Origin of the sequence: Streptomyces sp. NBC_00019, assembly GCF_045041015.1 — a bacterium.
In the GTDB taxonomy this organism is placed as follows: Bacteria; Actinomycetota; Actinomycetes; order Streptomycetales; family Streptomycetaceae; genus Streptomyces.
In genome coordinates, this window is record NZ_CP108302.1 from 7,089,292 (window position 1) to 7,114,436 (window position 25,145).

Below are 25,145 nucleotides of genomic sequence, written 5' to 3' on the forward strand. Positions count from 1 at the left end.
GCGCTCAGTCGGTCGTCAGTTGCGGGGCGCACCTTCCGCGTTGTGCGTGGTTTCAACAATGGGTGCACGCATCAGGCGTTCCGTCCGATTCCCCTCTTCGCACGCGGGCCTGGGCTGTCGACCCTCGCGATATGGGGGCTTTGGACGAAGGACCACGCAGGCTGGAGCGCGGGCAGTCACGCTGCGTCTACTGCGGCTTGTCGGCCGACCGCGTGGCGACGCTGGAGTACGACTGGGTGCTGCTCGAGCCGGACATGGAGCCGCTGGCCCACACCGTGCCGGCGGAACACCGATGGATCGAGCTGTCCGACGGGCGGGTGACGGTCTACGGCGTATGCCCGCCGGACCCCTTCCAGCGCTGCCGCATCGAACACCGACTCGCCTGCTCGGCCCAACCACTCCCCGATCTCTGGCCATGGCTGACAAGCCTGCGGGGCGAGAACGGCCGCCGAGTGGATCGACAGCAGGCACCGGACCCGCCCCAACCCCCCAAGAGACTGCCGGACGTCGGCTGAGGACGCCTCAATCCCAGGGTGCCCCACGACCTGCACACACGCGAAGACCCCGCACTCAGCATCACTGCTGGTTACGGGGTCTCTGGGCACCTCATACAGGGTGCCCCCGGCAGGATTCGAACCTGCGCACACGGCTCCGGAGGCCGTTGCTCTATCCCCTGAGCTACGGGGGCGTGTCGGTCGCGTTGCTCGCGGCGACGGGTAGAACACTACCAGCTCCGTCGGGGTGTTCATGAACGGGTTTATCGGCGTCGTAGCCCTGTCCGGGAGGGGTCGTCGTGGTCGGTTGTGGGGACTGGTGATCTCGTTCGTTCCCCTGTGGGGGCAGAAGTCGGTAAAACCCGGACGCGGTGGCCGGTCCGGACCTACTCTCGAGTTGTGCCAGGCGCATCGGGCCGGGTGCTTGTTGTGGACGACAACAAGGTCATCCGGCAGTTGATCAGGGTCAATCTCGAGCTGGAGGGCATCGAGGTCGTGACCGCGGCCGATGGTGCCGAGTGTCTGGATGTGGTGCATCAGGTGCGGCCCGACGTGGTGACCCTTGATGTCGTTATGCCCCGACTCGACGGGCTTCGGACCGCCGCCCGGCTGCGTTCCGATCCTCGGACCCGTGATCTTCCTCTTGCCATTGTCAGCGCCTGTACGCAGCACGAGGTCGAGAGCGGTCTCGATGTCGGCGTCGACGCCTTCCTGGCCAAGCCCTTCGAACCCGCCGAACTTGTCCAGCTCGTACGGCAGTTGATCGAGCGCAGGCATGCCGCGGACCCGGCCGAGGAGGACAGCGACGACGTCTTCGGGCGCGTCCTCGGTGCCGGGGAGACCGAGAGGGCCGGGCGCACCGGCGGCTGAACCGGCCGACCGCCCCACCTGCTCCACGTCGGCCCGGCCCGGTCTCGCCCCCGTCCACATCGCGGACCTTCGCCCAAACCGACTCGCCTACCCACCCCCCTCCTCCCCTACGCTTGTCCCGTGACCCCCGTCGAGCTCTCCCGTACCGTGCTGCGCGCGGTCCGTCGCGCTGTCGACGGCGGGGAGCTGAGCGTGACCGTTCCCGGACGGGCCGTCGTCACGCCCCCCGGGCCCGGTGGCTGTGGTGACTACGCCACCAACATCGCCCTCCAGCTCGCCCGCCCCGCCGGGCAGCCATCGGCAAAGGTCGCCGAGATCCTCCGGCCGCATCTCCTCGACACCCCCGGCGTCACCGACGTCGTCGTCACCGGGCCCGGGTTCCTCAACATCAGCCTGCGCGACACCACCCCTGCCGCGCTCGTCGAGGAGATCCTGCGGCGCGGCCTCCGGTACGGCCACAACGACCGCCCCACCGGACAGATCGTGCAGCTCCACGCCCCGCACGAGGTCCGCGCCGTCGTCGTCATGGACGCCATCGCCCGCATCCTCGTCTCCCAGGGCGCCCTCGTCCGTACGTCCTCGCAAGCCCCGCCCCGGCCGGAATGGACCGACACCCTCGGCGCACGCGTCGACGCCTCCGGCACCCTCGAGGCACCGGCCCCCCTCGACGTGAGCGTCCGTCCGGTGCCCGCCCCCGCCGACCCCACCCCCCTCGGTCGCGACGCCGCCCGCTGGGCGCTGCTCCACCCCGCCGCTCACGACCGGCCCCGCATCACCGACGAGCACCTGGTCCAGCGTGAGAGCAATCCTCTCTTCCGCGTCCGCTACGCCCACGCCCGCACGCGGGCCCTCAGTCGCAACGCCGCCGACCTGGGATTCGACCCCCGCCCCGGCGACGTACGGCCTGGAGACCCGCAAGCCGCGCCCGGTGTCCTCATCGCCGCCCTCGCCGACCACCCCCGGATCCTGGGCGCCGCCGCCACGGCGCATGCGCCGGACCGTCTCGCCCGCCACCTGGTCACCGTCGCCGACGCGACCCTCGCCTTCCTTCCCACGGTCCTCCCGCTCGGCGACGAGAAACCCTCGGTCGCCCACCGCTCCCGGCTCGCCCTCGCCGAAGCCGCCGGGACGGTGCTGGCCGGCGGCCTGACCCTGCTCGGCATCGACGCACCCGACCACATCTAGAGAGCCAGCCACAGACCATGAGCCGTTCCGCACACCCCGCCGGGCCCCGTCACGCCGACGTCCTCCCCGAGGGCCACTACTCCGCGCCGCCCGCCGACCTCAACACCCTCGACCCGAAGGTCTGGGCCCAGACGGTCACGCGCAACGAGGACGGTGTCCTCACCGTCGGCGGCATCACCGCCACGCAGCTCGCCGAGGAGCACGGCACTCCCGCCTACGTCATCGACGAGACCGACTTCCGTGCGCGGGCCCGCGCCTGGCGTTCCGCCTTCGGTGCCGACGCCGACGTCTTCTACGCCGGCAAGGCCTTCCTCTCCCGCGCAGTCGTCCGCTGGCTGCACGAGGAGGGGCTCAACCTCGACGTCTGTTCCGGTGGCGAGCTCACCACCGCGCTCTCCGCCGGTATGCCCGCCGACCGCATCGCCTTCCACGGCAACAACAAGTCCAAGGACGAGATCGAAAGGGCGATCCGCGCAGACGTCGGCCGTATCGTCCTCGACTCCTTCCAGGAGATCGTCCGCGTCGCCCACATCGCCCAGGAACTCGGCAAGCGGCAGCGCGTCCAGATCCGTATCACCGTCGGCGTGGAAGCACATACGCACGAGTTCATCGCCACCGCCCACGAGGACCAGAAGTTCGGCATCCCGCTGGCCGGTGGCCAGGCCGCCGAAGCCGTACGACGGGCTCTTCAGCTGGACGGCCTCGAGCTCATCGGCATCCACTCCCACATCGGGTCGCAGATCTTCGACATGTCCGGCTTCGAGGTCGCCGCCCACCGGGTCGTCGGGCTGCTGAAGGACATCCGCGACGAGCACGGCGTGGAGCTTCCCGAGATCGACCTCGGTGGTGGCCTCGGTATCGCCTACACGTCCGCCGACGACCCCCGCGAGCCCCACGAGATCGCCAAGGCGCTCACCGAGATCGTCACCCGTGAGTGCGAGTCCGCGAAGCTCCGCACCCCCCGTATCTCGGTCGAGCCGGGGCGCGCCATCGTCGGCCCCACGGCCTTCACGCTCTACGAGGTCGGCACCACCAAGCCCCTCGACGGCCTCCGCACCTACGTCTCCGTCGACGGCGGCATGTCCGACAACATCCGGACCGCGCTGTACGACGCCGAGTACACCGTCGCCCTGGTCTCCCGCACCTCCGACGCCGAGCCCATGCTCGCCCGGGTCGTCGGCAAGCACTGCGAGAGCGGGGACATCGTGGTGAAGGACGCGTTCCTGCCGGCCGACATCGTGCCCGGTGACCTCATCGCCGTACCGGCCACGGGTGCGTACTGCCGGTCCATGGCCAGCAACTACAACCATGTGCTGCGGCCGCCGGTCGTCGCGGTGAACGATGGTGAGTCCCGGGTCATCGTCCGCCGTGAGACGGAGGAGGACCTCCTGCGTCTCGACATCGGGTGAGCCCTCGTCGGCGGGTGGAAGATCTCCTGTCTGCCACCCCCGTACAAATGAAATAGACGTCTCACGATCCGGACGAAGGGTAGAAACTCCCGTCCGGTGAGTGAGACTGGTCCAACCGTAGACGGTATGAGGAAACGAGGTCGGATGATGCGTACGCGTCCGCTGAAGGTGGCGCTGCTGGGCTGTGGGGTTGTCGGCTCAGAGGTGGCGCGCATCATGACGACGCACGCCGACGACCTCGCCGCGCGCATCGGTGCCCCCGTCGAGCTCGCCGGGGTCGCCGTGCGACGGCCCTCCAAGGTGCGCGAAGGCATCCCGGCCGAGCTCGTCACCACCGACGCCACCGCCCTCGTCAAGCGCGGGGACATCGACGTCGTGGTGGAGGTCATCGGCGGTATCGAGCCCGCCCGTTCCCTCATCACCACGGCCTTCGAGCACGGTGCCTCCGTCGTCTCCGCCAACAAGGCGCTCCTCGCCCAGGACGGCGCGGCCCTGCACGCCGCCGCCGAGGAGCACGACGCGGACCTCTACTACGAGGCCGCCGTAGCCGGTGCCATCCCGCTGATCCGGCCGCTGCGCGAGTCCCTGGCCGGCGACAAGGTCAACCGCGTGCTGGGCATCGTCAACGGCACGACCAACTTCATCCTCGACAAGATGGACTCCACGGGCGCCGGCTACCAGGAGGCCCTCGACGAGGCCACCGCCCTGGGGTATGCCGAGGCCGACCCCACCGCCGACGTCGAGGGCTTCGACGCCGCCGCCAAGGCCGCCATCCTCGCCGGTATCGCCTTCCACACGCGCGTGCGTCTCGACGACGTCTACCGCGAGGGGATGGCCGAGGTCACCGCATCCGACTTCGCCTCCGCGAAGAACATGGGCTGCACCATCAAGCTGCTCGCGATCTGCGAGCGGGCCGAGGACGGCGGGTCCGTCACCGCGCGCGTGCACCCCGCGATGATCCCGCTGACCCATCCGCTGGCCTCCGTGCGCGGCGCCTACAACGCCGTCTTCGTCGAGTCCGACGCCGCCGGTCAGCTCATGTTCTACGGCCCCGGCGCCGGTGGTGCTCCCACCGCCTCGGCCGTGCTCGGCGACCTCGTCGCCGTCTGTCGGAACCGGCTCAATGGTGCGACCGGTCCCGGCGAGTCCGCGTACGCCGCCCTTCCCGTGTCGGGCATGGGCGAGGTCTTCACGCGGTACCACATCAGCCTTGACGTGGCGGACAAACCGGGTGTTCTCGCCCAGGTGGCCACCGTGTTCGCCGAGCACGGGGTTTCCATCGATACGGTTCGCCAGCAGGGCAAGGACGGCGAGGCCTCCCTCGTCGTCGTGACCCACCGCGCGTCCGACGCCGCCCTGGGCGGGACCGTCGAGGCGTTGCGCAAGCTCGACACCGTGCGCGGTGTCGCCAGCATCATGCGGGTTGAAGGAGAGTAACCAGCAATGACCCACCAGTGGCGCGGAATCATCGAGGAGTACCGGGACCGGCTGCCCGTCTCCGCCAGCACGCCGGTCGTGACGCTCCGCGAGGGCGGCACGCCCCTCGTGCCCGCGCAGGTGCTCTCCGAGCGCACGGGCTGCGAGGTCCACCTCAAGGTGGAGGGCGCGAACCCGACGGGGTCCTTCAAGGACCGCGGCATGACCATGGCCATCACCCGGGCCAAGGAGGAGGGCGCGAAGGCGGTCATCTGCGCCTCCACCGGAAACACCTCCGCCTCCGCCGCCGCGTACGCGGTGCGCGCCGGCATGGTCTGTGCCGTACTCGTTCCGCAGGGAAAGATCGCGCTCGGCAAGATGGGCCAGGCGCTCATCCACGGCGCGAAGATCCTCCAGGTCGACGGCAACTTCGACGACTGCCTCACCCTGGCCCGCGCCCTGAGCGACAACTACCCCGTGGCGCTGGTCAATTCGGTCAACCCGGTGCGTATCGAGGGCCAGAAGACCGCCGCCTTCGAGATCGTGGACATGCTCGGCGACGCACCCGACATCCACGTCCTCCCGGTGGGCAACGCGGGCAACATCACCGCGTACTGGAAGGGCTACAAGGAGTACGCCGCCGACGGCATCGCCGCGAAGACCCCCCGTATGTGGGGCTTCCAGGCCTCCGGCAGTGCCCCGATCGTGCGCGGCGAGGTCGTCAAGGACCCGTCGACGATCGCCACCGCCATCCGCATCGGCAACCCGGCCTCCTGGAACTACGCCCTCGCGGCGCGGGACGAGTCCGGCGGCCTCATCGACGAGGTGACGGACCGTGAGATCCTGCGCGCCTACCGCCTGTTGGCCGCGCAGGAGGGCGTCTTCGTGGAGCCCGCCTCCGCCGCGTCCGTCGCCGGTCTGCTGAAGGCCGCCGAGCAGGGCCTGGTCGACCCGGGCCAGAAGATCGTGTGCACCGTCACCGGCAACGGCCTCAAGGACCCCGACTGGGCCGTCGCCGGCGCCCCGCAGCCGGTCACCGTCCCGGTCGACGCGGCGACGGCGGCCGAGCGCCTCGGCCTCGTATAAGGACATCTCTGGAGCGACATCCCTATAGGGGGTGCACAGGGGGCTTACGACACGCATCGTGCGCCTCCTGTGCGCCCTATGTCGCCACAGAACCTTCCTTCGATAGGCTGTACTGAACCCGCCCGCCGCATATGCCCCCGCGCATGGCCGGGAGTCGCGTCATCTCCGCGACCCGAGGGTTTCCAGGTACGTATCGAATGTCTTCGACAATCACGCAGCTCAAGGAGAGTCATCGAGCGATGGCCGGTCCAGCGTTCCGCGCCGCCGCCGTCCGGGTGCGCGTCCCCGCCACCAGCGCCAACCTCGGCCCGGGCTTCGACGCCCTAGGCCTGTCGCTGGGGCTTTACGACGACGTCGTCGTCCGGGTGGCCGACTCCGGGCTGCACATCGACATCGCGGGTGAGGGCAGCGAGACCCTCCCGCGCGACGAGAAGCACCTTCTCGTACGGTCCCTGCGCACCGCCTTCGACCTGCTCGGCGGACAGCCGCGCGGTCTCGAGATCGTGTGCGCCAACCGCATCCCGCACGGCCGTGGCCTGGGCTCATCCTCGGCCGCCATCTGCGCGGGCATCGTCGCCGCGCGTGCCGTGACCATAGGCGGCGAGTCCAAGCTCGACGACACCGCGCTCCTTGAGCTCGCGACCGAGATCGAGGGGCACCCCGACAATGTCGCGGCGTGTCTGCTCGGCGGTTTCACGCTCTCCTGGATGGAGGCAGGCGCCGCGCGGGCGATCAGGATGGAACCCGATCGTTCCGTCGTTCCGGTGGTTTTCGTGCCCGGGAAACCGGTTCTCACCGAGACCGCGCGCGGACTGCTGCCGCGCACCGTGCCGCACGTCGACGCCGCCGCCAACGCGGGCCGCGCCGCGCTGCTCGTCGAGGCGCTCACCCGGCGCCCCGAGCTGTTGCTGCCCGCGACCGAGGACCGGCTGCACCAGGAATACCGGGCTCCGGCCATGCCGGAAAGTGCCGCACTCGTGGAGCGCTTGAGGGCGGACGGAGTACCGGCCGTGATTTCCGGAGCCGGGCCCACCGTTCTCGCGCTGGCCGATGAGGACAGCGCGGACAAGGTGGCCCATCTGGCAGGTGAGGGCTGGGCCGCCAACCGGCTTGAACTCGATGCTCAGGGGGCGATTGTGCTGCCGCTCGCTTCTACCAGTGACATCTGAATACCGGCGATTGCCGGATTTGGAGAGGGGGAATGTTTGTTGGATCCGGTAGTGTTAACCTCAAGTCTGCACCCGACCCCACCATGGCGAGGTGCTTCACGTCCCCGTCCGGGACAGACATTCTTCCGGGAGCCTCCCAAGCCGCACTGTGTTTCGTACGACGTATGCGGGCTGTACCTCGTACGCGGGCACTGAGCGACTTGCCGGGCACGCTCCGGAACCGGTGCGACCGAGCCACGTGACACAGACCGTCGGTGTCACTGCTCTGGGAAGCGCCATCACCAGATTCCTCCGCCGCCCAGGCGGACAACCGCCCCGGCACGGTCCACAAGGATGGGACCGCCGTCGGACAGCACAAACGGTCGCCGAGCCAGACAGGCCGACGTCCGCTCCAGGGAAGGACCCTTCGTGAGCGACACCACCGATCTGATGGGCGCACGTGTCGAGGAGACCGCTGCCGCGCCCTCCACGGACGCCTCCGCGCCTGCCACCGGTGCCGGCTCCCGGCGGCGCCGCGGTACCGGCCTCGACGGCATGGTGCTGGCCGAGCTGCAGCAGGTCGCATCCGGCCTCGGCATCAGGGGCACCGCGCGTATGCGCAAGAGCCAGCTGATCGAGGTCATCAAGGAGGCACAGGCCGGCGGTGGGGCCGCCCCGGCGAAGGCCGCGTCGTCCCCCGCCGGGGACGCCGCCGAGACCAAGCCCAAGCGCCGCGCCACCTCCAAGGCCCGTACCGGCGAAGCCGCCGAGAAGAAGGCGGAGAAGGCGGCCGAGGCTCCCGCCGAGAAGGCCGTGGCCCAGCAGCAGATCGAGATTCCCGGCCAGCCCGCCAGCGAGGACGCTCCCACGGAGCGCCGTCGTCGTCGTGCCACGGCCGATGCCGGCAGCCCCGAGACGGTGGTCGCCGAGGCGAAGAGCGAGCCGAAGGCCGAGACGCCCGCGCAGACGCAGGGCGACGCCGGTGACGCGGATGGCCGTCAGGGCCGCCGCGACCGCCGGGACCGTGCCGACCGCGGTGACCGTGCCGAGCGCGGTGACCGTGAGCGGGGCGGCCGCGACCGCGACCGCCGCGGCAAGGGCGACGACCAGCAGGGTGGCCAGCGCGGCCAGCAGCAGAGCCAGCAGCAGGGCGGCGGCCGTCAGGACCGTCAGGACCGCAACGCCGGCCCGCAGGACGACGACGACTTCGACGGCGGCCGTCGTGGCCGTCGCGGCCGTTACCGGGACCGTCGTGGCCGTCGTGGCCGTGACGAGATGGGTGGCGCCACCGCCGAGCCGCAGCTCGCCGACGACGACGTCCTGATCCCCGTCGCGGGCATCCTGGACATCCTCGACAACTACGCCTTCATCCGTACGTCGGGTTACCTCCCGGGTCCGAACGACGTGTACGTCTCCCTCGCCCAGGTCCGCAAGAACGGCCTGCGCAAGGGCGACCACGTCACCGGTGCGGTCCGTCAGCCGAAGGACGGCGAGCGCCGCGAGAAGTTCAACGCGCTGGTCCGGCTGGACTCCGTCAACGGCATGGCGCCCGAATCCGGGCGCGGGCGGCCGGAGTTCAACAAGCTGACGCCGCTGTACCCGCAGGACCGCCTCCGTCTGGAGACGGACCCGGGCATCCTCACCACCCGCATCATCGACCTCGTCGCGCCGATCGGTAAGGGCCAGCGCGGTCTGATCGTGGCCCCGCCGAAGACCGGCAAGACCATGATCCTGCAGGCGATCGCCAACGCGATCACCGTCAACAACCCCGAGTGCCACCTGATGGTCGTCCTGGTCGACGAGCGTCCGGAAGAGGTCACCGACATGCAGCGGTCGGTGAAGGGCGAGGTCATCTCCTCGACCTTCGACCGTCCGGCCGAGGACCACACCACGGTCGCCGAGCTCGCCATCGAGCGTGCCAAGCGTCTGGTCGAGCTGGGCCACGACGTGGTCGTGCTGCTCGACTCGATCACGCGTCTGGGCCGTGCGTACAACCTCGCCGCTCCCGCCTCCGGCCGCATCCTGTCCGGTGGTGTCGACTCGACCGCCCTGTACCCGCCGAAGCGCTTCTTCGGTGCGGCCCGCAACATCGAGGACGGCGGCTCGCTGACCATCCTCGCCACCGCCCTGGTGGACACCGGGTCCCGCATGGACGAGGTCATCTTCGAGGAGTTCAAGGGCACCGGCAACGCCGAGCTCAAGCTCGACCGCAAGCTCGCCGACAAGCGCATCTTCCCGGCGGTGGACGTGGACGCGTCCGGTACCCGTAAGGAAGAGATCCTGCTCGCTCCCGACGAGCTCGGGATCGTCTGGAAGCTGCGCCGGGTGCTGCACGCGCTCGACCAGCAGCAGGCGGTCGAACTGCTCCTCGACAAGATGAAGCAGACGAAGTCGAACGCCGAGTTCCTGATGCAGATCCAGAAGACGACGCCGACGCCGGGCAACGGCGACTGACGTAAGTCTTCATAAAGAGGGCCACCCTTGTTGCAAGGGTGGCCCTCTTTGCTGTCTGTGGCGCGGTGTACGATCGCGCTCTTCGGTCGCTTTTTCGACCCTTGAACTTCTGATCCCGAGGGGGGACTTGAGTGGGTACAGCCATGTCCGGAGCCGGTCGCCACAGACGTCGGATGCGGATCGCCCTGCCCATCGGCGCGGCCGGTGTCGCCGCTGCCGTCGCCGCCGCGCTGCTGACCTCGTCGGCCGGTGCCGCGACCGCGCTTCCGAAGCCGACGGTCAAGCCCGCCATCAGCACGGTGTCGCAGGCCGAGCTGGAGAAGCGCGTCGCCGGCGCGGTCGCCGGTGACGACACCGCGGGGGAGAACACCAGCAAGTCGTCGCTGAGCTCGAGCAGCGGCACCGTCGACGCGAAGATCATCGGCGGGTCCACCACGACCATCACCTCGGCTCCGTGGATGGCCCAGCTCTGGTACTACGACGACACCACCGACACCGGCTTCTTCTGCGGCGGCACCGTCGTCTCGCCCACGAAGATCCTCACCGCCGCGCACTGCGCCAAGGGCTACGACTGGGCCAAGTACGGCGCGATCGTCACCGGTGCCACGCAACTGCCCGACGACGCGGGCAACACCACGGGCACGGTCTCCGGTGTGGTCCGTCAGTGGACCCACCCGTCGTACAGCTCGCGGACCATCGACAACGACATCGCCGTCCTCACCCTGGCCTCCCCGGTCAAGGCGACGCCGATCCGTATGACGACGTCCACGGACACCGCCTCGTACGCCGCCGGCACCAGCGCCAAGGTCTACGGCTGGGGCCGTACCAGCTCCACCACCCAGGACGTCTCCGACACCCTCAAGACGGCCACGCTGCCGATCCAGTCGGACACCACCTGCGCCAACTACTACGGCACGGACTTCGTCAAGGGTCACATGGTCTGCGCGGGCAAGCCCGCCAGCGGCAGCGACACCGGTACGACGTCCGCCTGCAACGGTGACTCCGGTGGCCCGCTGGTCGTGGGCGGCCGCATCGTCGGTGTCGTCTCCTGGGGTGTCCTGGACTGCGTCGAGAAGGGCGCGTACAGCGTCTTCTCGAAGGTCAAGACGTACCTCGGTGCCGCCTACGCCCAGGTCGACGACGCCAACATGAGCTACACCGATGCCAAGGCCGACCTCTTCGTGCGCAACGCGTCCACGAAGACGGGCTACGAGAAGGACTCCAAGGGCACGTCCTTCGGAGCCCGGCAGAGCCTCGGCGACTGGGGCGGCGTCAACCTCGTCACCCAGACGGACTTCGACCGGGACAGCGTCCAGGACCTGGTGTACCGCCGCAGCGACAACGGCGACGTCTACTGGACGCACTACGACTGGTCCATCCGGGACTGGGCGACCAAGCAGATCTTCGACAACTGGAAGACCCGCACCCGCATCATCACCCCGGGTGACCTGACCGGCGACTACAAGCCCGACCTGGTCTCCGTGGACTCCGCCGGCAAGGCGTGGCTCTACCCGGGCCAGGGCAACGGCACCTTCTCGGCCCGCGTGCAGATCGGCACCGGCACCGGCTGGAACGCCTACAACATGCTCCGCGGCAAGGGCGACTTCAACGGTGACGGCAAGGCCGACCTGCTCGCGCGCAACAAGAGCACCGGTGCCATCTACCTCTACAAGGGCACCGGCAAGGCCTCCAGCCCCTTCTCCGCCCGCGTGAAGGTGCGCACCTGGAGCAACTCGACGTACAACGCCTTCGACGCCATCGGTGACATCACCGGCGACGGCAAGGCCGACTTCCTGGCCCGTACGCCCGGCGGCACCCTGTACCTGTACAAGGGCACCGGCAAGGCCACGAGCGAGATCTTCGCCACAAGGATCTCGGTCGGTACCGATTTCAAGCAGTACGACATCTTCGGATGAAATAGCAGGTGAGCGCGGTACGCCCGCGTTCAACGACTACGCACTGTGCCCACTCCTCCACGGGGTGGGCACAGTGCGTTGTGCAACCCTTTCTCCGGTTTACCCGTCTGACCGGACGGAGCGACCATGGTGATGTTCGGGTCGTAACGACCACGTCTGACCCTGAAAGCAGGGGGTAACCGACCGGACGAGAACGAGGAGCACATGTCTGCCGAGAGCACGCCGGAACCCGGTATACCCGAGGAGTCCGGCACCACGGGCCCGCGCCACCGCGCCAAGGGCCGCCGCCGCAAGACCCGCGGCAAGCGCAAGGGCCTGCTGATCACGGCCTGGACCGCCGCGGGCATCGTCGTGCTGGGCGGTACGGGCGCCGGCTATCTGTACTTCAAGCTCAACGGCAACATCAAGAGCGTCGACATCGACCAGGCCCTCGGCACCGACCGGCCCACGAAGGTCGACAACGGCTCCGAGAACATCCTGGTCCTGGGCTCCGACACCCGTTCCGGCTCCAACAAGAAGCTGGGCGGCGGTGCCGACGACGGCAGCGCCCGCTCCGACACGGCGATGATCGTGCACGTCTACGAGGGCCACAAGAAGGCCAGCGTGGTCTCCATCCCCCGCGACACCCTCGTCGACCGCCCCGAGTGCACCGACTCCGACGGCACCGAGCACGACGCCGCGACCAACGTGATGTTCAACTCCGCGTACTCCACGGGCGGCGCCTCCTGCGCCGTGAAGACCGTCGAGTCGCTCACCGACATCCGCATGGACCACTATCTGGAGGTCGACTTCTCCGGCTTCCAGAAGCTCATCGACGAGCTCGGCGGCGTCGAGGTCACCACCACGAAGAACATCACCGACCCCGAGAGCCACCTCGACCTGAAGGCCGGCACGCACACGCTCACCGGCAAGCAGGCCCTCGGCCTGGTCCGCACCCGGCACGGCGTCGGCGACGGCTCCGACCTCGGGCGCATCCAGCTCCAGCAGGCGTTCATCAAGGCCCTGATCAACCAAATCAAGACCGTCGACCTCTTCGGCAGCCCGAAGAAGCTCTACAACCTGGCCGACACCGCGACCAACGCCGTGACGACCGACACCGGCCTCGGCTCGGTCAACAAGCTGATGTCCTTCGCGAACGGTCTCAAGGGCATCAGCTCCAAGAACATGACCATGGTGACCATGCCGGTCCAGTACGACCCGCAGGACGGCAACCGGGTGTTGGTGGACGAGGACAAGGCGAAGCTGGTCTGGAAGGCCTTGGAGAACGACCAGGCGATCCCGAAGAGCGCCACCAAGGGCACCGCCACCGGCCAGGCCAAGGGCGTCGTGACCTCGCCGTAGGCCCGTGCACGACCCCCGCCGGGGCGCTGGGAATAGATCGCCCCGCCTCCCGGTTTTGGGGGATGCGGCCAGTGCTGGCAGACTGGTACGTCGGCCCCGGTTCACGCCCCCCGCAACCCGCGGACGGCGACCCGGTGCCCTCCCGAAACTAGGAGACACCTTGAAGCGCGACATCCACCCCGAGTACGTCGAGACGCAGGTCAGCTGCACCTGTGGCGCGTCGTTCACCACCCGCAGCACGATCTCCAGCGGCACCGTCCGCGCCGAGGTCTGCTCCGAGTGCCACCCGTTCTACACGGGCAAGCAGAAGATCCTCGACACCGGTGGCCGTGTGGCCCGCTTCGAGGCCCGCTTCGGCAAGGCTGCTGCCAAGAAGTAGCGAGCCACCAGCGCCGGTCCACGCCGCACTCCTCGGAGTGCGCCGGGACCGGCGTTTTTGGTCGCCCGCCTTCCCCCTTCATCCGCAGTACAGGAGCCCTGAGATGTTCGAGGCCGTCGAGGAACTCGTCGGTGAGCACGCCGACCTGGAGACGAAGCTCGCGGACCCGTCGGTCCACGCCGACCAGGCCAACGCGCGCAAGCTGAACAAGCGCTACGCCGAGCTCACCCCGATCGTCGCCACGTACCGCTCCTGGAAGCAGACCGGCGACGACATCGAGACGGCGAAGGAGTTCGTCGCCGACGACCCGGACTTCGCCGCCGAGGTCAAGGAGCTGGAGAAGCAGCGCGAGGAGCTCACCGAGAAGCTGCGCCTGCTGCTCGTTCCGCGGGACCCCAACGACGACAAGGACGTCATCCTCGAGGTCAAGGCGGGCGCAGGCGGCGATGAGTCCGCCCTGTTCGCCGGCGACCTGCTGCGCATGTACCTGCGGTACGCCGAGCGGGTCGGCTGGAAGACCGAGATCATCGACGCCACCGAGTCCGAGCTGGGCGGCTACAAGGACGTCCAGGTCGCCGTGAAGACCAAGGGCGGCCAGGGTGCCACCGAGCCCGGGCAGGGCGTCTGGGCCCGGCTGAAGTACGAGGGCGGTGTGCACCGCGTGCAGCGGGTGCCGGCGACCGAGTCCCAGGGCCGGATCCACACCTCCGCGGCCGGTGTCCTCGTGACCCCCGAGGCCGAGGAGGTCGACGTCGAGATCAACCCGAACGACCTCCGCATCGACGTCTACCGCTCCTCCGGCCCCGGCGGCCAGTCCGTCAACACGACCGACTCCGCCGTGCGCATCACGCACATTCCCACCGGAGTCGTCGCCTCCTGCCAGAACGAGAAGAGCCAGCTGCAGAACAAGGAGCAGGCACTGCGTATCCTGCGCTCCAGGCTGCTCGCCGCGGCGCAGGAGGAGGCGGAGAAGAATGCCGCCGACGCCCGCCGCAGCCAGGTCCGCACCGTCGACCGCTCCGAGAAGATCCGTACGTACAACTTCCCGGAGAACCGCATCTCGGACCACCGCGTCGGCTTCAAGGCGTACAACCTGGACCAGGTCCTGGACGGCGACCTCGACGCGATGATCCAGGCCTGCGTCGACGCGGACTCGGCGGCGAAGCTGGCAGCCGCCTAAAGGCACGTACGCACGACCTAGTACGACACGGAGGACTTGCGTGAACCTGCTGCTCGCAGAGGTGGCCCAGGCCACCCAGCGGCTGGCCGACGCCGGCGTGCCCTCGCCGCGCAACGACGCGGAGGAGCTCGCCGCGTTCGTGCACGGCGTGAAGCGGGGCGCGCTGCACTCCGTGAAGGACTCGGACTTCGACGCCCGGTACTGGGAGGTCATCGCCCGCCGTGAGCAGCGCGAGCCGCTCCAGCACATCACCGGGCGGGCCTTCTTCCGGTACCTCGAGCTCCAGGTCGGCCCCGGGGTCTTCGTGCCGCGGCCCGAGACCGAGTCCGTGGTGGGGTGGGCGATAGACGCCGTACGCGCCATGGACGTCGTGGAGCCCTGCATCGTCGACCTGTGCACCGGCTCCGGCGCCATCGCGCTCGCCCTCGCCCAGGAGGTCCCGCGCTCCCGGGTGCACGCCGTGGAGCTGTCCGAGGACGCCCTGCAGTGGACGCGCAAGAACATGGAGGGGTCCAGGGTCGACCTGCGTCAGGGCAACGCCCTGGACGCCTTCCCGGACCTCGACGGCCAGGTCGACCTGGTCATCTCCAACCCGCCCTACATCCCGCTGACCGAATGGGAGTACGTCGCTCCCGAGGCGCGGGACTACGATCCCGAACTCGCCCTGTTCTCAGGGGAGGACGGCCTCGAACTCATCCGCGGTCTGGAACGGACCGCACACCGGCTCCTGCGCCCCGGCGGCGTCGTCGTCATCGAGCACGCCGACACCCAGGGCGGCCAGGTGCCGTGGATCTTCACCGAGGAGCGGGGCTGGGCCGACGCGGCCGACCACCCGGACCTCAACAACCGCCCCCGGTTCGCCACGGCCCGCAAGGCGATGCCGTGAGCCACACCCCGCAGTCTTCAGAGCAGTACGTGTACGAGGAGGCCCGCTAAATGGCACGGCGATACGACACCAACGACGCGACCGACCGCTCGACCGGTCTGCGCGAAGCCGCGTCCGCCGTCCGCCGTGGCGAGCTCGTGGTCCTCCCGACCGACACGGTGTACGGCATCGGCGCCGACGCGTTCTCCTCGGAAGCGGTGCACGACCTGCTGGAGGCCAAGGGCCGGGGCCGCAACGTGCCCACGCCCGTCCTCATCGGCTCCCCGAACACCCTGCACGGCCTCGTCACGGACTTCTCCGAGTTGGCCTGGGAGCTCGTCGACGCGTTCTGGCCGGGCGCGCTGACGCTCGTCGCCAAGCACCAGCCGTCGCTGCAGTGGGACCTGGGGGACACGAGGGGCACGGTCGCCGTGCGGATGCCCCTGCACCCCGTGGCCATCGAGCTGCTGACCGAGGTCGGCCCGATGGCGGTGTCCTCGGCGAACCTGACGGGCCATCCGGCGCCGGAGGACTGTGACGCGGCCCAGGAGATGCTCGGCGACTCGGTCTCCGTGTACCTCGACGGCGGTCCGACCCCGGGCAACGTCCCCTCCTCGATCGTCGACGTCACCCGTGAGGTGCCGCTGCTGCTGCGTGCGGGCGCGATCTCCGCGGAGGAGCTCCGGAAGGTCGTACCCGACCTCGAGGTGGCGAATTGACGGCCCCTGACGCGGGGCGTGGCATATGGGACCCGGAGGAGACGCGGACCTTCACAGGGCTCCCGCGTGACACCTTCCGCATCCTCCACGTCAGCACCGGCAACGTGTGCCGCTCGCCGATCACCGAGCGGCTGACCCGGCATGCCCTGGCGGACCGGCTCGGCGACCCGCTGTGGGGCGGGCTCGTCGTGGAGAGCGCGGGGACCTGGGGCCATGAGGGCGCACCCATGGAGGCCAACGCGGAGACCGTGCTGGCCGACTTCGGCGCGGACGCGACCGGCTTCACGGGCCGCGAACTCCTCGACGAGCACGTCATCATGGCCGACCTGGTCCTCACCGCCACCCGCGACCACCGTCAGCAGGTCATCTCGATGGGCCACTCGGCGGGCCTGCGCACCTTCACCCTGAAGGAGTTCACCCGCCTGGTCCGCGCGATAGACCCGACAACGCTGCCTCCCCTGGAGGACGGCGTGGTGGCCCGCGCGCGCGCCCTGGTCCGCGCCGCGGCGGCTCTACGCGGGTGGCTCCTGGCACCGACGGCGGAGGCGGACGAGGTGTACGACCCTTACGGGGCGCCGCTGCCGTTCTTCCGGTCGATCGGGGACGAGATACATCAGGCGGTGGATCCTGTCGTCACTGCTCTCACCGGAGTAGCTGCCAGGACGTGACGACCGAGCACCCCACCGGTCTCGGGCCTACATTGGACGTACGTCATCGTCGACGCCCCGGAGTCCACCATGTCGGTCACCCATGCCCCCGAGACCACCGACATCCTGCGGCGGCAGGATCCCGAGCTGGCCGAGATCCTGCTCGGTGAGCTCGCGCGGCAGTCGACGTCGTTGCAGTTGATCGCCGCCGAGAACTTCAGCTCGCCGGCCGTGCTGGCCGCGATGGGGTCGCCGCTGGCGAACAAGTACGCCGAGGGATACCCCGGTGCCCGGCACCACGGCGGCTGCGAGATCGTCGACGTCGCCGAGCGGATCGCCGTGGACCGCGCCAAGGCCCTCTTCGGCGCCGAGCACGCCAATGTGCAGGCCCATTCGGGCTCGTCGGCCGTGCTGGCCGCCTATGCCGCGCTCCTGCGCCCCGGCGACACCGTTCTCGCCCTCGGCCTGCCCTACGGCGGTCACCTCACCCACGGCTCGCCCGCCAACTTCTCCGGCCGCTGGTTCGACTTCGTGCCGTACGGCGTCGACGCGGAGACCGGGCTCATCGAGTACGACCAGGTCCGCACGCTCGCCCGTCAGCACCGGCCCAAGGCCATCGTGTGCGGCTCCATCGCCTACCCCCGGCACATCGACTACGCCTTCTTCCGCGAGGTCGCCGACGAGGTCGGGGCGTATCTCATCGCCGACGCCGCCCACCCCATCGGGCTCGTCGCCGGGGGAGCGGCGCCCAGTCCGGTGCCGTACGCCGACGTCGTCTGCGCCACCACGCACAAGGTGCTGCGCGGACCCCGCGGCGGCATGATCCTGTGCGGCGCCGATCTTGCCGAGCGGGTCGACCGGGCCGTCTTCCCGTTCACGCAGGGCGGCGCTCAGATGCACACCATCGCCGCCAAAGCCGTCGCGTTCGGCGAGGCGGCAACACCGGCCTTCACGGCATACGCCCATCAGGTGGTCGCGAATGCGAGGGTTCTCGCGGCGGGGCTGGCCGCCGAGGGGCTCGTCGTCACCACCGGTGGGACCGACACCCATCTGGTCACCGCCGACCCGGCACCGCTCGGTGTCGACGGGCGGACCGCGAGGGGTCGGCTCGCGGCGGCCGGTATGGTGCTCGACTGCTGTGCGCTGCCGCACGCGGACGCCCGCGGCCTGCGCCTGGGAACGGCGGCCGTGACCACCCAGGGCATGGGGGAGGCGGAGACGGCGCGGATCGCCGTACTGCTCGCGGGGGTGCTCAGAGGTGAGGCCGAGACGCAGAAGGCACGTGAAGAAGTCCGGGATCTGGTCGGGGGATTTCCGCCGTATCCGGCCTGAGCGGGGGTAGGCGTTCCGAGGTGCACAGCCACTCGTGCAACCATCGTCGCTACCCGAAAGTCCCCATCCATATGCGTCCATCGCTAGGGTGTGGGGCTGAGATGGCCAGCGAGACCTGTGGGGAAGCCTGTGCGTGAATACCTGCTGACGCTCTGCATCACGGCCGCGGTGACGTATCTGCTGACAGGGCCGGTACGGAAGTTCGCGATCGTGGCCGGAGCGATGCCGGAGATCAGGGCCCGTGACGTGCACCGGGAACCGACTCCGCGGCTCGGCGGTATCGCCATGTTCTTCGGCCTGTGCGCGGGTCTGCTGGTCGCCGACCACCTCACCAACCTCAGCCAGGTCTTCGACAAGTCGAACGAGCCCAGGGCGCTGCTCAGCGGTGCCGCGCTGATCTGGCTGATCGGTGTCCTGGACGACAAGTTCGAGATCGACGCCCTGATCAAGCTGGGCGGCCAGATGATCGCCGCCGGCGTCATGGTCATGCAGGGTCTGACGATCCTGTGGCTGCCGATCCCGACGGTGGGCAATGTCGCGCTGACCCAGTGGCAGGGCACCCTGCTGACGGTGGCGCTCGTCGTCATCACCATCAACGCGGTCAACTTCGTCGACGGCCTGGACGGTCTCGCGGCGGGCATGGTGTGCATCGCGTCGGCGGCGTTCTTCCTCTACGCCTACCGCGTCTGGGTGTCGTACGGCATCGAGGCCGCCGCCCCGGCCACGCTGTTCTCGGCGATCCTGATGGGCATGTGCCTGGGCTTCCTGCCGCACAACATGCATCCGGCGCGGATCTTCATGGGTGACTCCGGCTCGATGCTGATCGGTCTGGTGCTGGCCGCGGGTGCGATCTCCATCACCGGTCAGGTCGACCCCGACGCGTTGAAGCTGTTCGCCGGGTCCGAGAAGGCGGCCGTGCACCAGACGGTGCCGGTCTACATCCCGCTGCTGCTGCCGCTGACCATCATCGCGATCCCGGCGGCCGACCTGGTCCTGGCGATCGTGCGCCGCACCTGGCGCGGTCAGTCGCCGTTCGCCGCCGACCGCGGGCATCTGCACCACCGGCTCCTGGAGATCGGGCACTCGCACAGCCGCGCGGTGCTGATCATGTACTTCTGGTCGGCGCTGATCGCGTTCGGCGCGCTCGCGTACTCCGTGAACTCCGCGTCCATGTGGATCGTCCTGAGCGTGGTGTTCCTCTCCGCGATCGGCCTGCTCCTCCTGCTGCTGCCGCGGTTCACGCCGCGTGCCCCGATGTGGGCGCAGGCCATCGTGCCGCCGCGCTACCGCCGCCGCAGGGCCGTTGCGGAATCCGCGCCGGTCGCCGAACCGGCCGCCGCGGCCGTGGAGTCGGAGGAAGAGGAGGAGCGCACTCCGGTCGCCGTCGGCGTCTCCGGCGTCAACGGGGCGACCGCCCTCGGCGTCCGTTCGCGCTTCCTGGACAGGCGGAAAGCCGGAACGTCGCGCTGACGCGGCAAGGTAAGAATCTGACTAGAGCATTGCCAAGTCGTGGGAGTGGGTTGGGTGTGCAAAGCGCCCCAATACCAGACAAGTGGGCGGCGTTTTTGCGCAGACGCGCACTCTCACTCTCATGTGTGACAGCGAGCACACCAGCCAGGTAAAGACCTCATCAAATAGTTTGTGATACGGTTCACGAGAACCCCGGACAGAGTCGAAGGACCGTAGTGCGACGGTCCATTGGCGTGAGACTCAAGCTCTCCATCCGGGACTACGCTCGTCCATGACGACACCCTGCCCCCTGTGAAAGCGGAGTTGCCGCCATGCCGTCCAATGACGCCCGGAACCTTCTCCAGACCGCTGTGCCAACAGCGGCCGTCGGCGTGGTCACCGTTGCTGTCAGTGGAGTGGTGGCCGGCGGCAAGGGGGCACTGGGAGCGACCGTCGGCACAGTGCTGGCCATCCTGTTCATGGGAATCGGTCTGTACGTCCTGCAATGGACGGCAAAAACGCTCCCGCAGTTGTTCCAGGCCATGGGGCTGATGCTCTATGTCGCCCAACTCCTGCTGCTCCTCATCTTCGTGGCCCTTTTCCAGGACACCTCCCTCTTCAACCCCAAGGCGTTCGCGGCCTCGCTTGTCGTCGCGACCGTCGTGTGGATGGCCGCACAGGCCCGCGCGCATATGAAGGCCAAGATCTTCTACGTCGACCCGGACTCCGAGAAGAGCGGGAAGTCGGAGAAGTCAGGGTCGTCGTCGTGAGGGGTAGGGCCGGGATAAAGGCGTGGAAGAACTCCTGCTATCGTCCGGTGCCAACTGCGGCATCGCGGGCGCGGGCATCTGAGCTGACGCCTGCTCAATCGCGAGGCTTGATGCCCCCCAGCCGCCCTCACATCCGTAACACCTGTCCGGTGCCGACCAGCGGCTGCGTGCCGCGCCGACACAACGAGGTAGCCGTACCCATGCGTCACGCCGAAGGAGCCCGCGGTGAGTGCTGACCAGACCCAGCTCGCCTTTGACTGGAGCTGTCGGATCATGTCCGACGGGTGTGGCTTTCCGGCTCCGGGCCTGCACTCGTTCCTGTTCCAGCCCATCGCCGAGGTCGGCGGGTTCGAGTTCAACAAGGTGATGTTGCTCGCGCTCATCACCACCCTGCTCGTCGTCGCCTTCTTCTGGGCCGCGTTCGGCAAGGCCAAGGTTGTTCCGGGCAAGGTGCAGATGATCGGTGAGGCCGGCTACGACTTCGTACGCCGGAACATCGTTTACGAGACCCTCGGCAAGAAGGAGGGCGAGAAGTACGTCCCCCTGATGGTCTCGCTGTTCTTCTTCATCTGGATCATGAACATCTGGTCCGTGATTCCGCTGGCCCAGTTCCCGGTGTCATCGATCATCTCGTTCCCGATCGTGCTGGCAGCCATCGTCTACGTGACCTGGGTCTCCGTGACCTTCAAGCGTCACGGATTCGTCGGCTTCTTCAAGAACGTCACGGGCTACGACAAGTCGCTCGGCGGCGTGCTGCCGCTCGTCATGATCATCGAGTTCTTCTCGAACCTGCTGGTCCGCCCGTTCACACACGCGGTGCGACTCTTCGCCAACATGTTCGCCGGCCACCTGATGCTGGTGATGTTCACCGTCGCCTCCTGGTACCTGCTGAACAGCTGGATGATCCCGGCGGCCGGTGTCTCGTTCGTCATGACCGTCGTCATGATCCTCTTCGAGCTTTTCGTGCAGGCCGTCCAGGCGTACGTCTTCGTACTCCTCGCCTGCTCGTACATTCAGGGCGCTCTCGCCGAGCACCACTGAGCACCGCCCGCCCCCAAGCCCCAGAACGTCCGGTGGCCAACCCCCGCCGGTCCAAGAAAGAGAAGGAAGAATCAGCATGGCTGCCACTGAGACCCTCGCCGCTGTCTCCGGTTCGCTCGGCTCCATCGGCTACGGCCTCGCCGCCATCGGCCCCGGCGTCGGCGTCGGCATCATCTTCGGTAACGGCACCCAGGCCCTCGCTCGTCAGCCCGAGGCCGCCGGCCTGATCCGCGCCAACCAGATCCTGGGCTTCGCCTTCTGTGAGGCGCTCGCCCTCATCGGCATCGTTATGCCGTTCGTGTTCGGTAAGTAATCACCGCTTACTGACACGAATCGACGAAAGGCACTGATGTGATCGCCAATTGGGTACAGCTGGCGGCCGAGGAAGAGCAGAGCCCGCTCATTCCTCCGGGCCCCGAGCTGCTCGTCGGCACCATCGCCTTCGCCATCGTGTTCTTCTTCTTCTGGAAGAAGCTGCTTCCGAACATCAACAAGGTTCTGGAGGAGCGCCGCGAGGCGATCGAAGGCGGAATCGAGAAGGCCGAGGCGGCTCAGGTCGAGGCCCAGAGCGTCCTTGAGCAGTACAAGGCTCAGCTCCAGGAGGCCCGTCACGAGGCCGCGCGTCTCCGCCAGGAGGCACAGGAGCAGGGCGCCACGCTCATCGCCGAGATGCGCGCGGAAGGCCAGCGGCAGCGCGAGGAGATCGTCGCCGCCGGTCATGCGCAGATCGAGGCCGACCGCAAGGCCGCGTCCTCCGCGCTGCGCCAGGACGTCGGCAAGCTCGCCACCGACCTGGCCGGCAAGCTCGTCGGTGAGTCCCTCGAGGACCACGCCCGACAGAGCCGCGTGATCGACCGCTTCCTCGACGAGCTCGAGGAGAAGGCCGAGGCTGCGCGATGAACGGAGCGAGCCGCGAGGCCCTGGCAGCCGCACGTGAGCGTCTCGACGCGCTGACGGACAACACGTCCGTGAACGTCGGCACGCTCGCCGGGGAGCTGGCCGCCGTCACCGCGCTGCTCGACCGCGAGGTGTCGCTGCGTCGGGTCCTCACCGACCCGGCGCAGGCCGGCGAGGGCAAGGCCGAACTGGCCCAGCGTCTCCTCGGTGGCCAGGTGGGCGGCGAGGCCGCCGATCTGGTGTCCGGCATGGTGCGCTCCCGCTGGTCGCAGTCGCGTGACCTCGCGGACGCCCTGGAGGAGCTGGCGAACATCGCCGACCTCACCGCCGCGCAGCAGACGGGCGCGCTCGACGACGTCGAGGACGAACTGTTCCGGTTCGGCCGGATCGTCTCTTCGAACACCGAGCTGCGCGCCGCGCTGACCGACCGCGCCGCGACGGCGCCGGCCAAGAGCGAGCTGCTGCGCAGCCTGCTCGGCGGCCGTGCCCATGCGACCACCGAGCGTCTGGTGACGCGTCTCGTCACCGCGCCGCGGGGACGTAGCCTGGAGTCGGGACTGGAGTCCCTGTCCAAGCTCGCCGCCGAGCGCCGGGACCGGCTGGTCGCCGTCGTCACCTCGGCGGTGCCGCTGAGCGACACGCAGAAGCAGCGCCTGGGCGCCGCTCTCGCGAAGCTCTACGGCCACACGATGCACCTCAACATCGACGTGGACCCCGAGGTCCTCGGCGGGATCCGGGTGCAGGTCGGCGACGAGGTCATCAACGGCTCCCTCGCGGACCGCATCGAGGACGCCGGCCGCCGCCTGGCGGGCTGAGCAGCAACTTCATAAGCAGTACGTACAGACGGCCCGGTTGGGCCGTGCAGAGGATTCCTGGGGGTCGCCCCCAGACCCCCAAGTTGAAACTTCGGGCCCAACAAGGAGAGCAGGGAACCCAGATGGCGGAGCTCACGATCCGGCCGGAGGAGATCCGGGACGCGCTGGAGAACTTCGTCCAGTCGTACAAGCCGGACGCGGCCTCGCGCGAGGAGGTCGGTACGGTCACCCTTGCCGGCGACGGCATCGCGAAGGTCGAGGGTCTTCCCTCGGCCATGGCCAACGAACTGCTGAAGTTCGAGGACGGCACCCTCGGCCTCGCGCTCAACCTGGAAGAGCGCGAGATCGGTACCGTCATCCTCGGCGAGTTCAGCGGCGTCGAGGAGGGGCAGCCGGTCACCCGCACCGGCGAGGTCCTGTCCGTCGCCGTGGGCGAGGGTTACCTCGGCCGTGTCGTCGACCCCCTCGGCAACCCGATCGACGGCCTCGGCGAGATCGAGACCAGCGGTCGTCGCGCCCTTGAGCTGCAGGCTCCGGGCGTCATGGCCCGTAAGTCGGTGCACGAGCCGATGGAGACCGGCTACAAGGCCGTCGACGCGATGACCCCGATCGGCCGTGGCCAGCGTCAGCTGGTCATCGGTGACCGTCAGACCGGCAAGACCGCCCTGGCCGTCGACACGATCATCAACCAGCGTGACAACTGGCGCTCCGGTGACCCGAAGAAGCAGGTCCGCTGCGTCTACGTCGCCATCGGCCAGAAGGGCTCGACCATCGCCTCCGTGCGTGGCGCCCTCGACGAGGCCGGCGCGCTGGAGTACACGACCATCGTCGCCGCCCCGGCGTCCGACCCGGCCGGCTTCAAGTACCTGGCGCCGTACACCGGTTCGGCCATCGGTCAGCAGTGGATGTACGAGGGCAAGCACGTCCTCATCATCTTCGACGACCTCTCGAAGCAGGCCGACGCCTACCGCGCCGTGTCCCTGCTGCTGCGCCGCCCGCCGGGGCGCGAGGCCTACCCGGGTGACGTCTTCTACCTGCACTCCCGTCTGCTGGAGCGCTGCGCGAAGCTCTCCGACGAGCTGGGTGCGGGCTCGATGACCGGTCTGCCGATCGTCGAGACGAAGGCCAACGACGTCTCGGCGTTCATCCCGACCAACGTCATCTCCATCACCGACGGCCAGTGCTTCCTGGAGTCGGACCTGTTCAACGCCGGTCAGCGCCCCGCGCTGAACGTCGGTATCTCCGTCTCCCGAGTCGGTGGTTCCGCGCAGCACAAGGCGATGAAGCAGGTTTCGGGCCGTCTCCGCCTCGACCTCGCCCAGTACCGCGAGCTGGAGGCGTTCGCCGCCTTCGGTTCCGACCTGGACGCCGCGTCGAAGTCGCAGCTGGAGCGCGGTCAGCGTCTGGTCGAGCTGCTCAAGCAGGCTCAGTACCAGCCGATGCCGACCGAGGACCAGGTCGTCTCCGTGTGGGCCGGTACCACCGGCAAGATGGACGACGTCCCGGTCGCCGACATCCGCCGCTTCGAGAAGGAGCTCCTGGAGTACCTGCACCGCAAGGAGCAGGGCCTCATGACCTCCATCAAGGAGGGCGGCAAGATGTCGGACGACACGCTCACCGCCATCGCCGACGGCATCGCGGAGTTCAAGAAGCAGTTCGAGACCTCGGACGGCAAGCTTCTCGGCGAAGACGCGCCGGCCGCCGCGGCCAAGTGACGACGGAAGGGACCTGA

General features: G+C 68.8%; 23 protein-coding genes and 1 tRNA gene. 23 read left to right on the plus strand and 1 reads right to left on the minus strand.

All coding sequences use genetic code 11. The features are described from left to right. Positions 1 to 131 precede the first annotated feature (131 nt). Positions 132 to 515 (plus strand): DUF6083 domain-containing protein, encoded by a 384-nt coding sequence (locus tag OHU89_RS33625; protein WP_405648528.1) that lies wholly within the window; start codon positions 132 to 134, stop codon positions 513 to 515. Positions 516 to 616: 101 nt separating this feature from the next. Here the strand turns inward: OHU89_RS33625 and OHU89_RS33630 are convergent. After that, positions 617 to 688, minus strand: a tRNA-Arg gene (locus OHU89_RS33630). 115 nt (positions 689 to 803) lie between these two features. Between OHU89_RS33630 and OHU89_RS33635 the strand changes: the two genes are divergently transcribed. The 22 genes from OHU89_RS33635 to atpA all read left to right on the plus strand — a co-directional run bounded on the left by OHU89_RS33635 (position 804) and on the right by atpA (position 25,128). Further along, positions 804 to 1,364, plus strand: a complete 561-nt coding sequence (locus OHU89_RS33635) for a response regulator (protein WP_405648530.1) — start codon at positions 804 to 806, stop codon at positions 1,362 to 1,364. Positions 1,365 to 1,484: 120 nt separating this feature from the next. Then, positions 1,485 to 2,549 (plus strand): ArgS-related anticodon-binding protein NrtL, encoded by a 1,065-nt coding sequence (gene nrtL / locus OHU89_RS33640; protein ID WP_405648532.1) that lies wholly within the window; start codon positions 1,485 to 1,487, stop codon positions 2,547 to 2,549. A 17-nt stretch (positions 2,550 to 2,566) separates the two neighbouring features. Continuing rightward, on the plus strand, positions 2,567 to 3,958 hold the full coding sequence (gene lysA / locus OHU89_RS33645; RefSeq protein WP_405648534.1) for a diaminopimelate decarboxylase: 1,392 nt from the start codon (positions 2,567 to 2,569) through the stop codon (positions 3,956 to 3,958). 144 nt (positions 3,959 to 4,102) lie between these two features. After that, positions 4,103 to 5,395, plus strand: coding sequence for a homoserine dehydrogenase (locus tag OHU89_RS33650; protein WP_266888025.1), 1,293 nt, complete (start codon positions 4,103 to 4,105; stop codon positions 5,393 to 5,395). Between the two features lie 6 nt (positions 5,396 to 5,401). After that, positions 5,402 to 6,460, plus strand: coding sequence for a threonine synthase (gene thrC / locus OHU89_RS33655; RefSeq protein WP_266888023.1), 1,059 nt, complete (start codon positions 5,402 to 5,404; stop codon positions 6,458 to 6,460). A gap of 239 nt (positions 6,461 to 6,699) precedes the next feature. Beyond that, entirely contained in the window at positions 6,700 to 7,629 is a 930-nt protein-coding gene (gene thrB / locus OHU89_RS33660; protein WP_046262525.1) for a homoserine kinase, read from the plus strand. 408 nt (positions 7,630 to 8,037) lie between these two features. Continuing rightward, entirely contained in the window at positions 8,038 to 10,062 is a 2,025-nt protein-coding gene (gene rho / locus OHU89_RS33665; RefSeq protein ID WP_266888020.1) for a transcription termination factor Rho, read from the plus strand. A gap of 173 nt (positions 10,063 to 10,235) precedes the next feature. Further along, positions 10,236 to 11,978 (plus strand): trypsin-like serine protease, encoded by a 1,743-nt coding sequence (locus tag OHU89_RS33670; RefSeq protein WP_405648537.1) that lies wholly within the window; start codon positions 10,236 to 10,238, stop codon positions 11,976 to 11,978. Positions 11,979 to 12,182: 204 nt separating this feature from the next. Continuing rightward, positions 12,183 to 13,319, plus strand: coding sequence for an LCP family protein (locus OHU89_RS33675; protein WP_405648539.1), 1,137 nt, complete (start codon positions 12,183 to 12,185; stop codon positions 13,317 to 13,319). A gap of 160 nt (positions 13,320 to 13,479) precedes the next feature. After that, a complete protein-coding gene (gene rpmE / locus OHU89_RS33680) occupies positions 13,480 to 13,698 on the plus strand; it encodes a 50S ribosomal protein L31 (protein WP_020122779.1) in 219 nt (72 codons plus the stop codon). A gap of 103 nt (positions 13,699 to 13,801) precedes the next feature. Further along, positions 13,802 to 14,878 carry a peptide chain release factor 1 gene (gene prfA, locus OHU89_RS33685; RefSeq protein WP_266888014.1) on the plus strand — a complete coding sequence of 359 codons (1,077 nt, stop codon included), beginning with the start codon at positions 13,802 to 13,804 and terminating at the stop codon, positions 14,876 to 14,878. Between the two features lie 40 nt (positions 14,879 to 14,918). Beyond that, a complete protein-coding gene (gene prmC / locus OHU89_RS33690) occupies positions 14,919 to 15,764 on the plus strand; it encodes a peptide chain release factor N(5)-glutamine methyltransferase (protein ID WP_266888013.1) in 846 nt (281 codons plus the stop codon). A gap of 50 nt (positions 15,765 to 15,814) precedes the next feature. After that, positions 15,815 to 16,462 (plus strand): L-threonylcarbamoyladenylate synthase, encoded by a 648-nt coding sequence (locus OHU89_RS33695; RefSeq protein WP_405648542.1) that lies wholly within the window; start codon positions 15,815 to 15,817, stop codon positions 16,460 to 16,462. Beyond that, a complete protein-coding gene (locus OHU89_RS33700; RefSeq protein ID WP_046262517.1) occupies positions 16,459 to 17,130 on the plus strand; it encodes a low molecular weight phosphatase family protein in 672 nt (223 codons plus the stop codon). The genes OHU89_RS33695 and OHU89_RS33700 overlap by 4 nt, the downstream gene beginning before the upstream one ends. 69 nt (positions 17,131 to 17,199) lie before the next feature. Next, entirely contained in the window at positions 17,200 to 18,441 is a 1,242-nt protein-coding gene (gene glyA / locus OHU89_RS33705; protein ID WP_405648544.1) for a serine hydroxymethyltransferase, read from the plus strand. 129 nt (positions 18,442 to 18,570) lie between these two features. Continuing rightward, positions 18,571 to 19,911 (plus strand): MraY family glycosyltransferase, encoded by a 1,341-nt coding sequence (locus OHU89_RS33710; RefSeq protein ID WP_405648546.1) that lies wholly within the window; start codon positions 18,571 to 18,573, stop codon positions 19,909 to 19,911. A 311-nt stretch (positions 19,912 to 20,222) separates the two neighbouring features. Then, a complete protein-coding gene (locus OHU89_RS33715) occupies positions 20,223 to 20,660 on the plus strand; it encodes a hypothetical protein (RefSeq protein WP_266821968.1) in 438 nt (145 codons plus the stop codon). A gap of 273 nt (positions 20,661 to 20,933) precedes the next feature. After that, positions 20,934 to 21,701: a F0F1 ATP synthase subunit A gene (gene atpB / locus OHU89_RS33720; RefSeq protein ID WP_266829795.1), complete on the plus strand. Its 768-nt coding sequence runs from the start codon at positions 20,934 to 20,936 to the stop codon at positions 21,699 to 21,701. Positions 21,702 to 21,777: 76 nt separating this feature from the next. Beyond that, positions 21,778 to 22,014 (plus strand): hypothetical protein, encoded by a 237-nt coding sequence (locus OHU89_RS33725; RefSeq protein ID WP_015657805.1) that lies wholly within the window; start codon positions 21,778 to 21,780, stop codon positions 22,012 to 22,014. 38 nt (positions 22,015 to 22,052) lie between these two features. Further along, positions 22,053 to 22,601 (plus strand): F0F1 ATP synthase subunit B, encoded by a 549-nt coding sequence (locus OHU89_RS33730; RefSeq protein ID WP_266821963.1) that lies wholly within the window; start codon positions 22,053 to 22,055, stop codon positions 22,599 to 22,601. Continuing rightward, entirely contained in the window at positions 22,598 to 23,413 is an 816-nt protein-coding gene (locus OHU89_RS33735; RefSeq protein ID WP_405648550.1) for a F0F1 ATP synthase subunit delta, read from the plus strand. Before OHU89_RS33730 ends, OHU89_RS33735 begins: the two co-directional genes overlap by 4 nt. 122 nt (positions 23,414 to 23,535) lie before the next feature. Continuing rightward, complete coding sequence (gene atpA / locus OHU89_RS33740) at positions 23,536 to 25,128, plus strand: F0F1 ATP synthase subunit alpha (RefSeq protein ID WP_266888003.1); 1,593 nt, start codon at positions 23,536 to 23,538, stop codon at positions 25,126 to 25,128. Positions 25,129 to 25,145 lie beyond the last annotated feature (17 nt).

What these genes read in the sequence shown, in the direction of transcription:
- OHU89_RS33625 (WP_405648528.1), top strand. Translation starts at nt 132, where the DNA reads ATGGGGGCTTTGGACGAAGGACCACGCAGGCTGGAGCGCGGGCAGTCA.
- lysA (WP_405648534.1), top strand. Translation starts at nt 2,567, where the DNA reads ATGAGCCGTTCCGCACACCCCGCCGGGCCCCGTCACGCCGACGTCCTC.
- OHU89_RS33650 (WP_266888025.1), top strand. Translation starts at nt 4,103, where the DNA reads ATGATGCGTACGCGTCCGCTGAAGGTGGCGCTGCTGGGCTGTGGGGTT.
- thrC (WP_266888023.1), top strand. Translation starts at nt 5,402, where the DNA reads ATGACCCACCAGTGGCGCGGAATCATCGAGGAGTACCGGGACCGGCTG.
- thrB (WP_046262525.1), top strand. Translation starts at nt 6,700, where the DNA reads ATGGCCGGTCCAGCGTTCCGCGCCGCCGCCGTCCGGGTGCGCGTCCCC.
- OHU89_RS33670 (WP_405648537.1), top strand. Translation starts at nt 10,236, where the DNA reads ATGCGGATCGCCCTGCCCATCGGCGCGGCCGGTGTCGCCGCTGCCGTC.
- OHU89_RS33675 (WP_405648539.1), top strand. Translation starts at nt 12,183, where the DNA reads ATGTCTGCCGAGAGCACGCCGGAACCCGGTATACCCGAGGAGTCCGGC.
- prfA (WP_266888014.1), top strand. Translation starts at nt 13,802, where the DNA reads ATGTTCGAGGCCGTCGAGGAACTCGTCGGTGAGCACGCCGACCTGGAG.
- OHU89_RS33695 (WP_405648542.1), top strand. Translation starts at nt 15,815, where the DNA reads ATGGCACGGCGATACGACACCAACGACGCGACCGACCGCTCGACCGGT.
- glyA (WP_405648544.1), top strand. Translation starts at nt 17,200, where the DNA reads ATGTCGGTCACCCATGCCCCCGAGACCACCGACATCCTGCGGCGGCAG.
- OHU89_RS33715 (WP_266821968.1), top strand. Translation starts at nt 20,223, where the DNA reads ATGCCGTCCAATGACGCCCGGAACCTTCTCCAGACCGCTGTGCCAACA.
- atpB (WP_266829795.1), top strand. Translation starts at nt 20,934, where the DNA reads ATGTCCGACGGGTGTGGCTTTCCGGCTCCGGGCCTGCACTCGTTCCTG.
- OHU89_RS33725 (WP_015657805.1), top strand. Translation starts at nt 21,778, where the DNA reads ATGGCTGCCACTGAGACCCTCGCCGCTGTCTCCGGTTCGCTCGGCTCC.
- OHU89_RS33735 (WP_405648550.1), top strand. Translation starts at nt 22,598, where the DNA reads ATGAACGGAGCGAGCCGCGAGGCCCTGGCAGCCGCACGTGAGCGTCTC.
- atpA (WP_266888003.1), top strand. Translation starts at nt 23,536, where the DNA reads ATGGCGGAGCTCACGATCCGGCCGGAGGAGATCCGGGACGCGCTGGAG.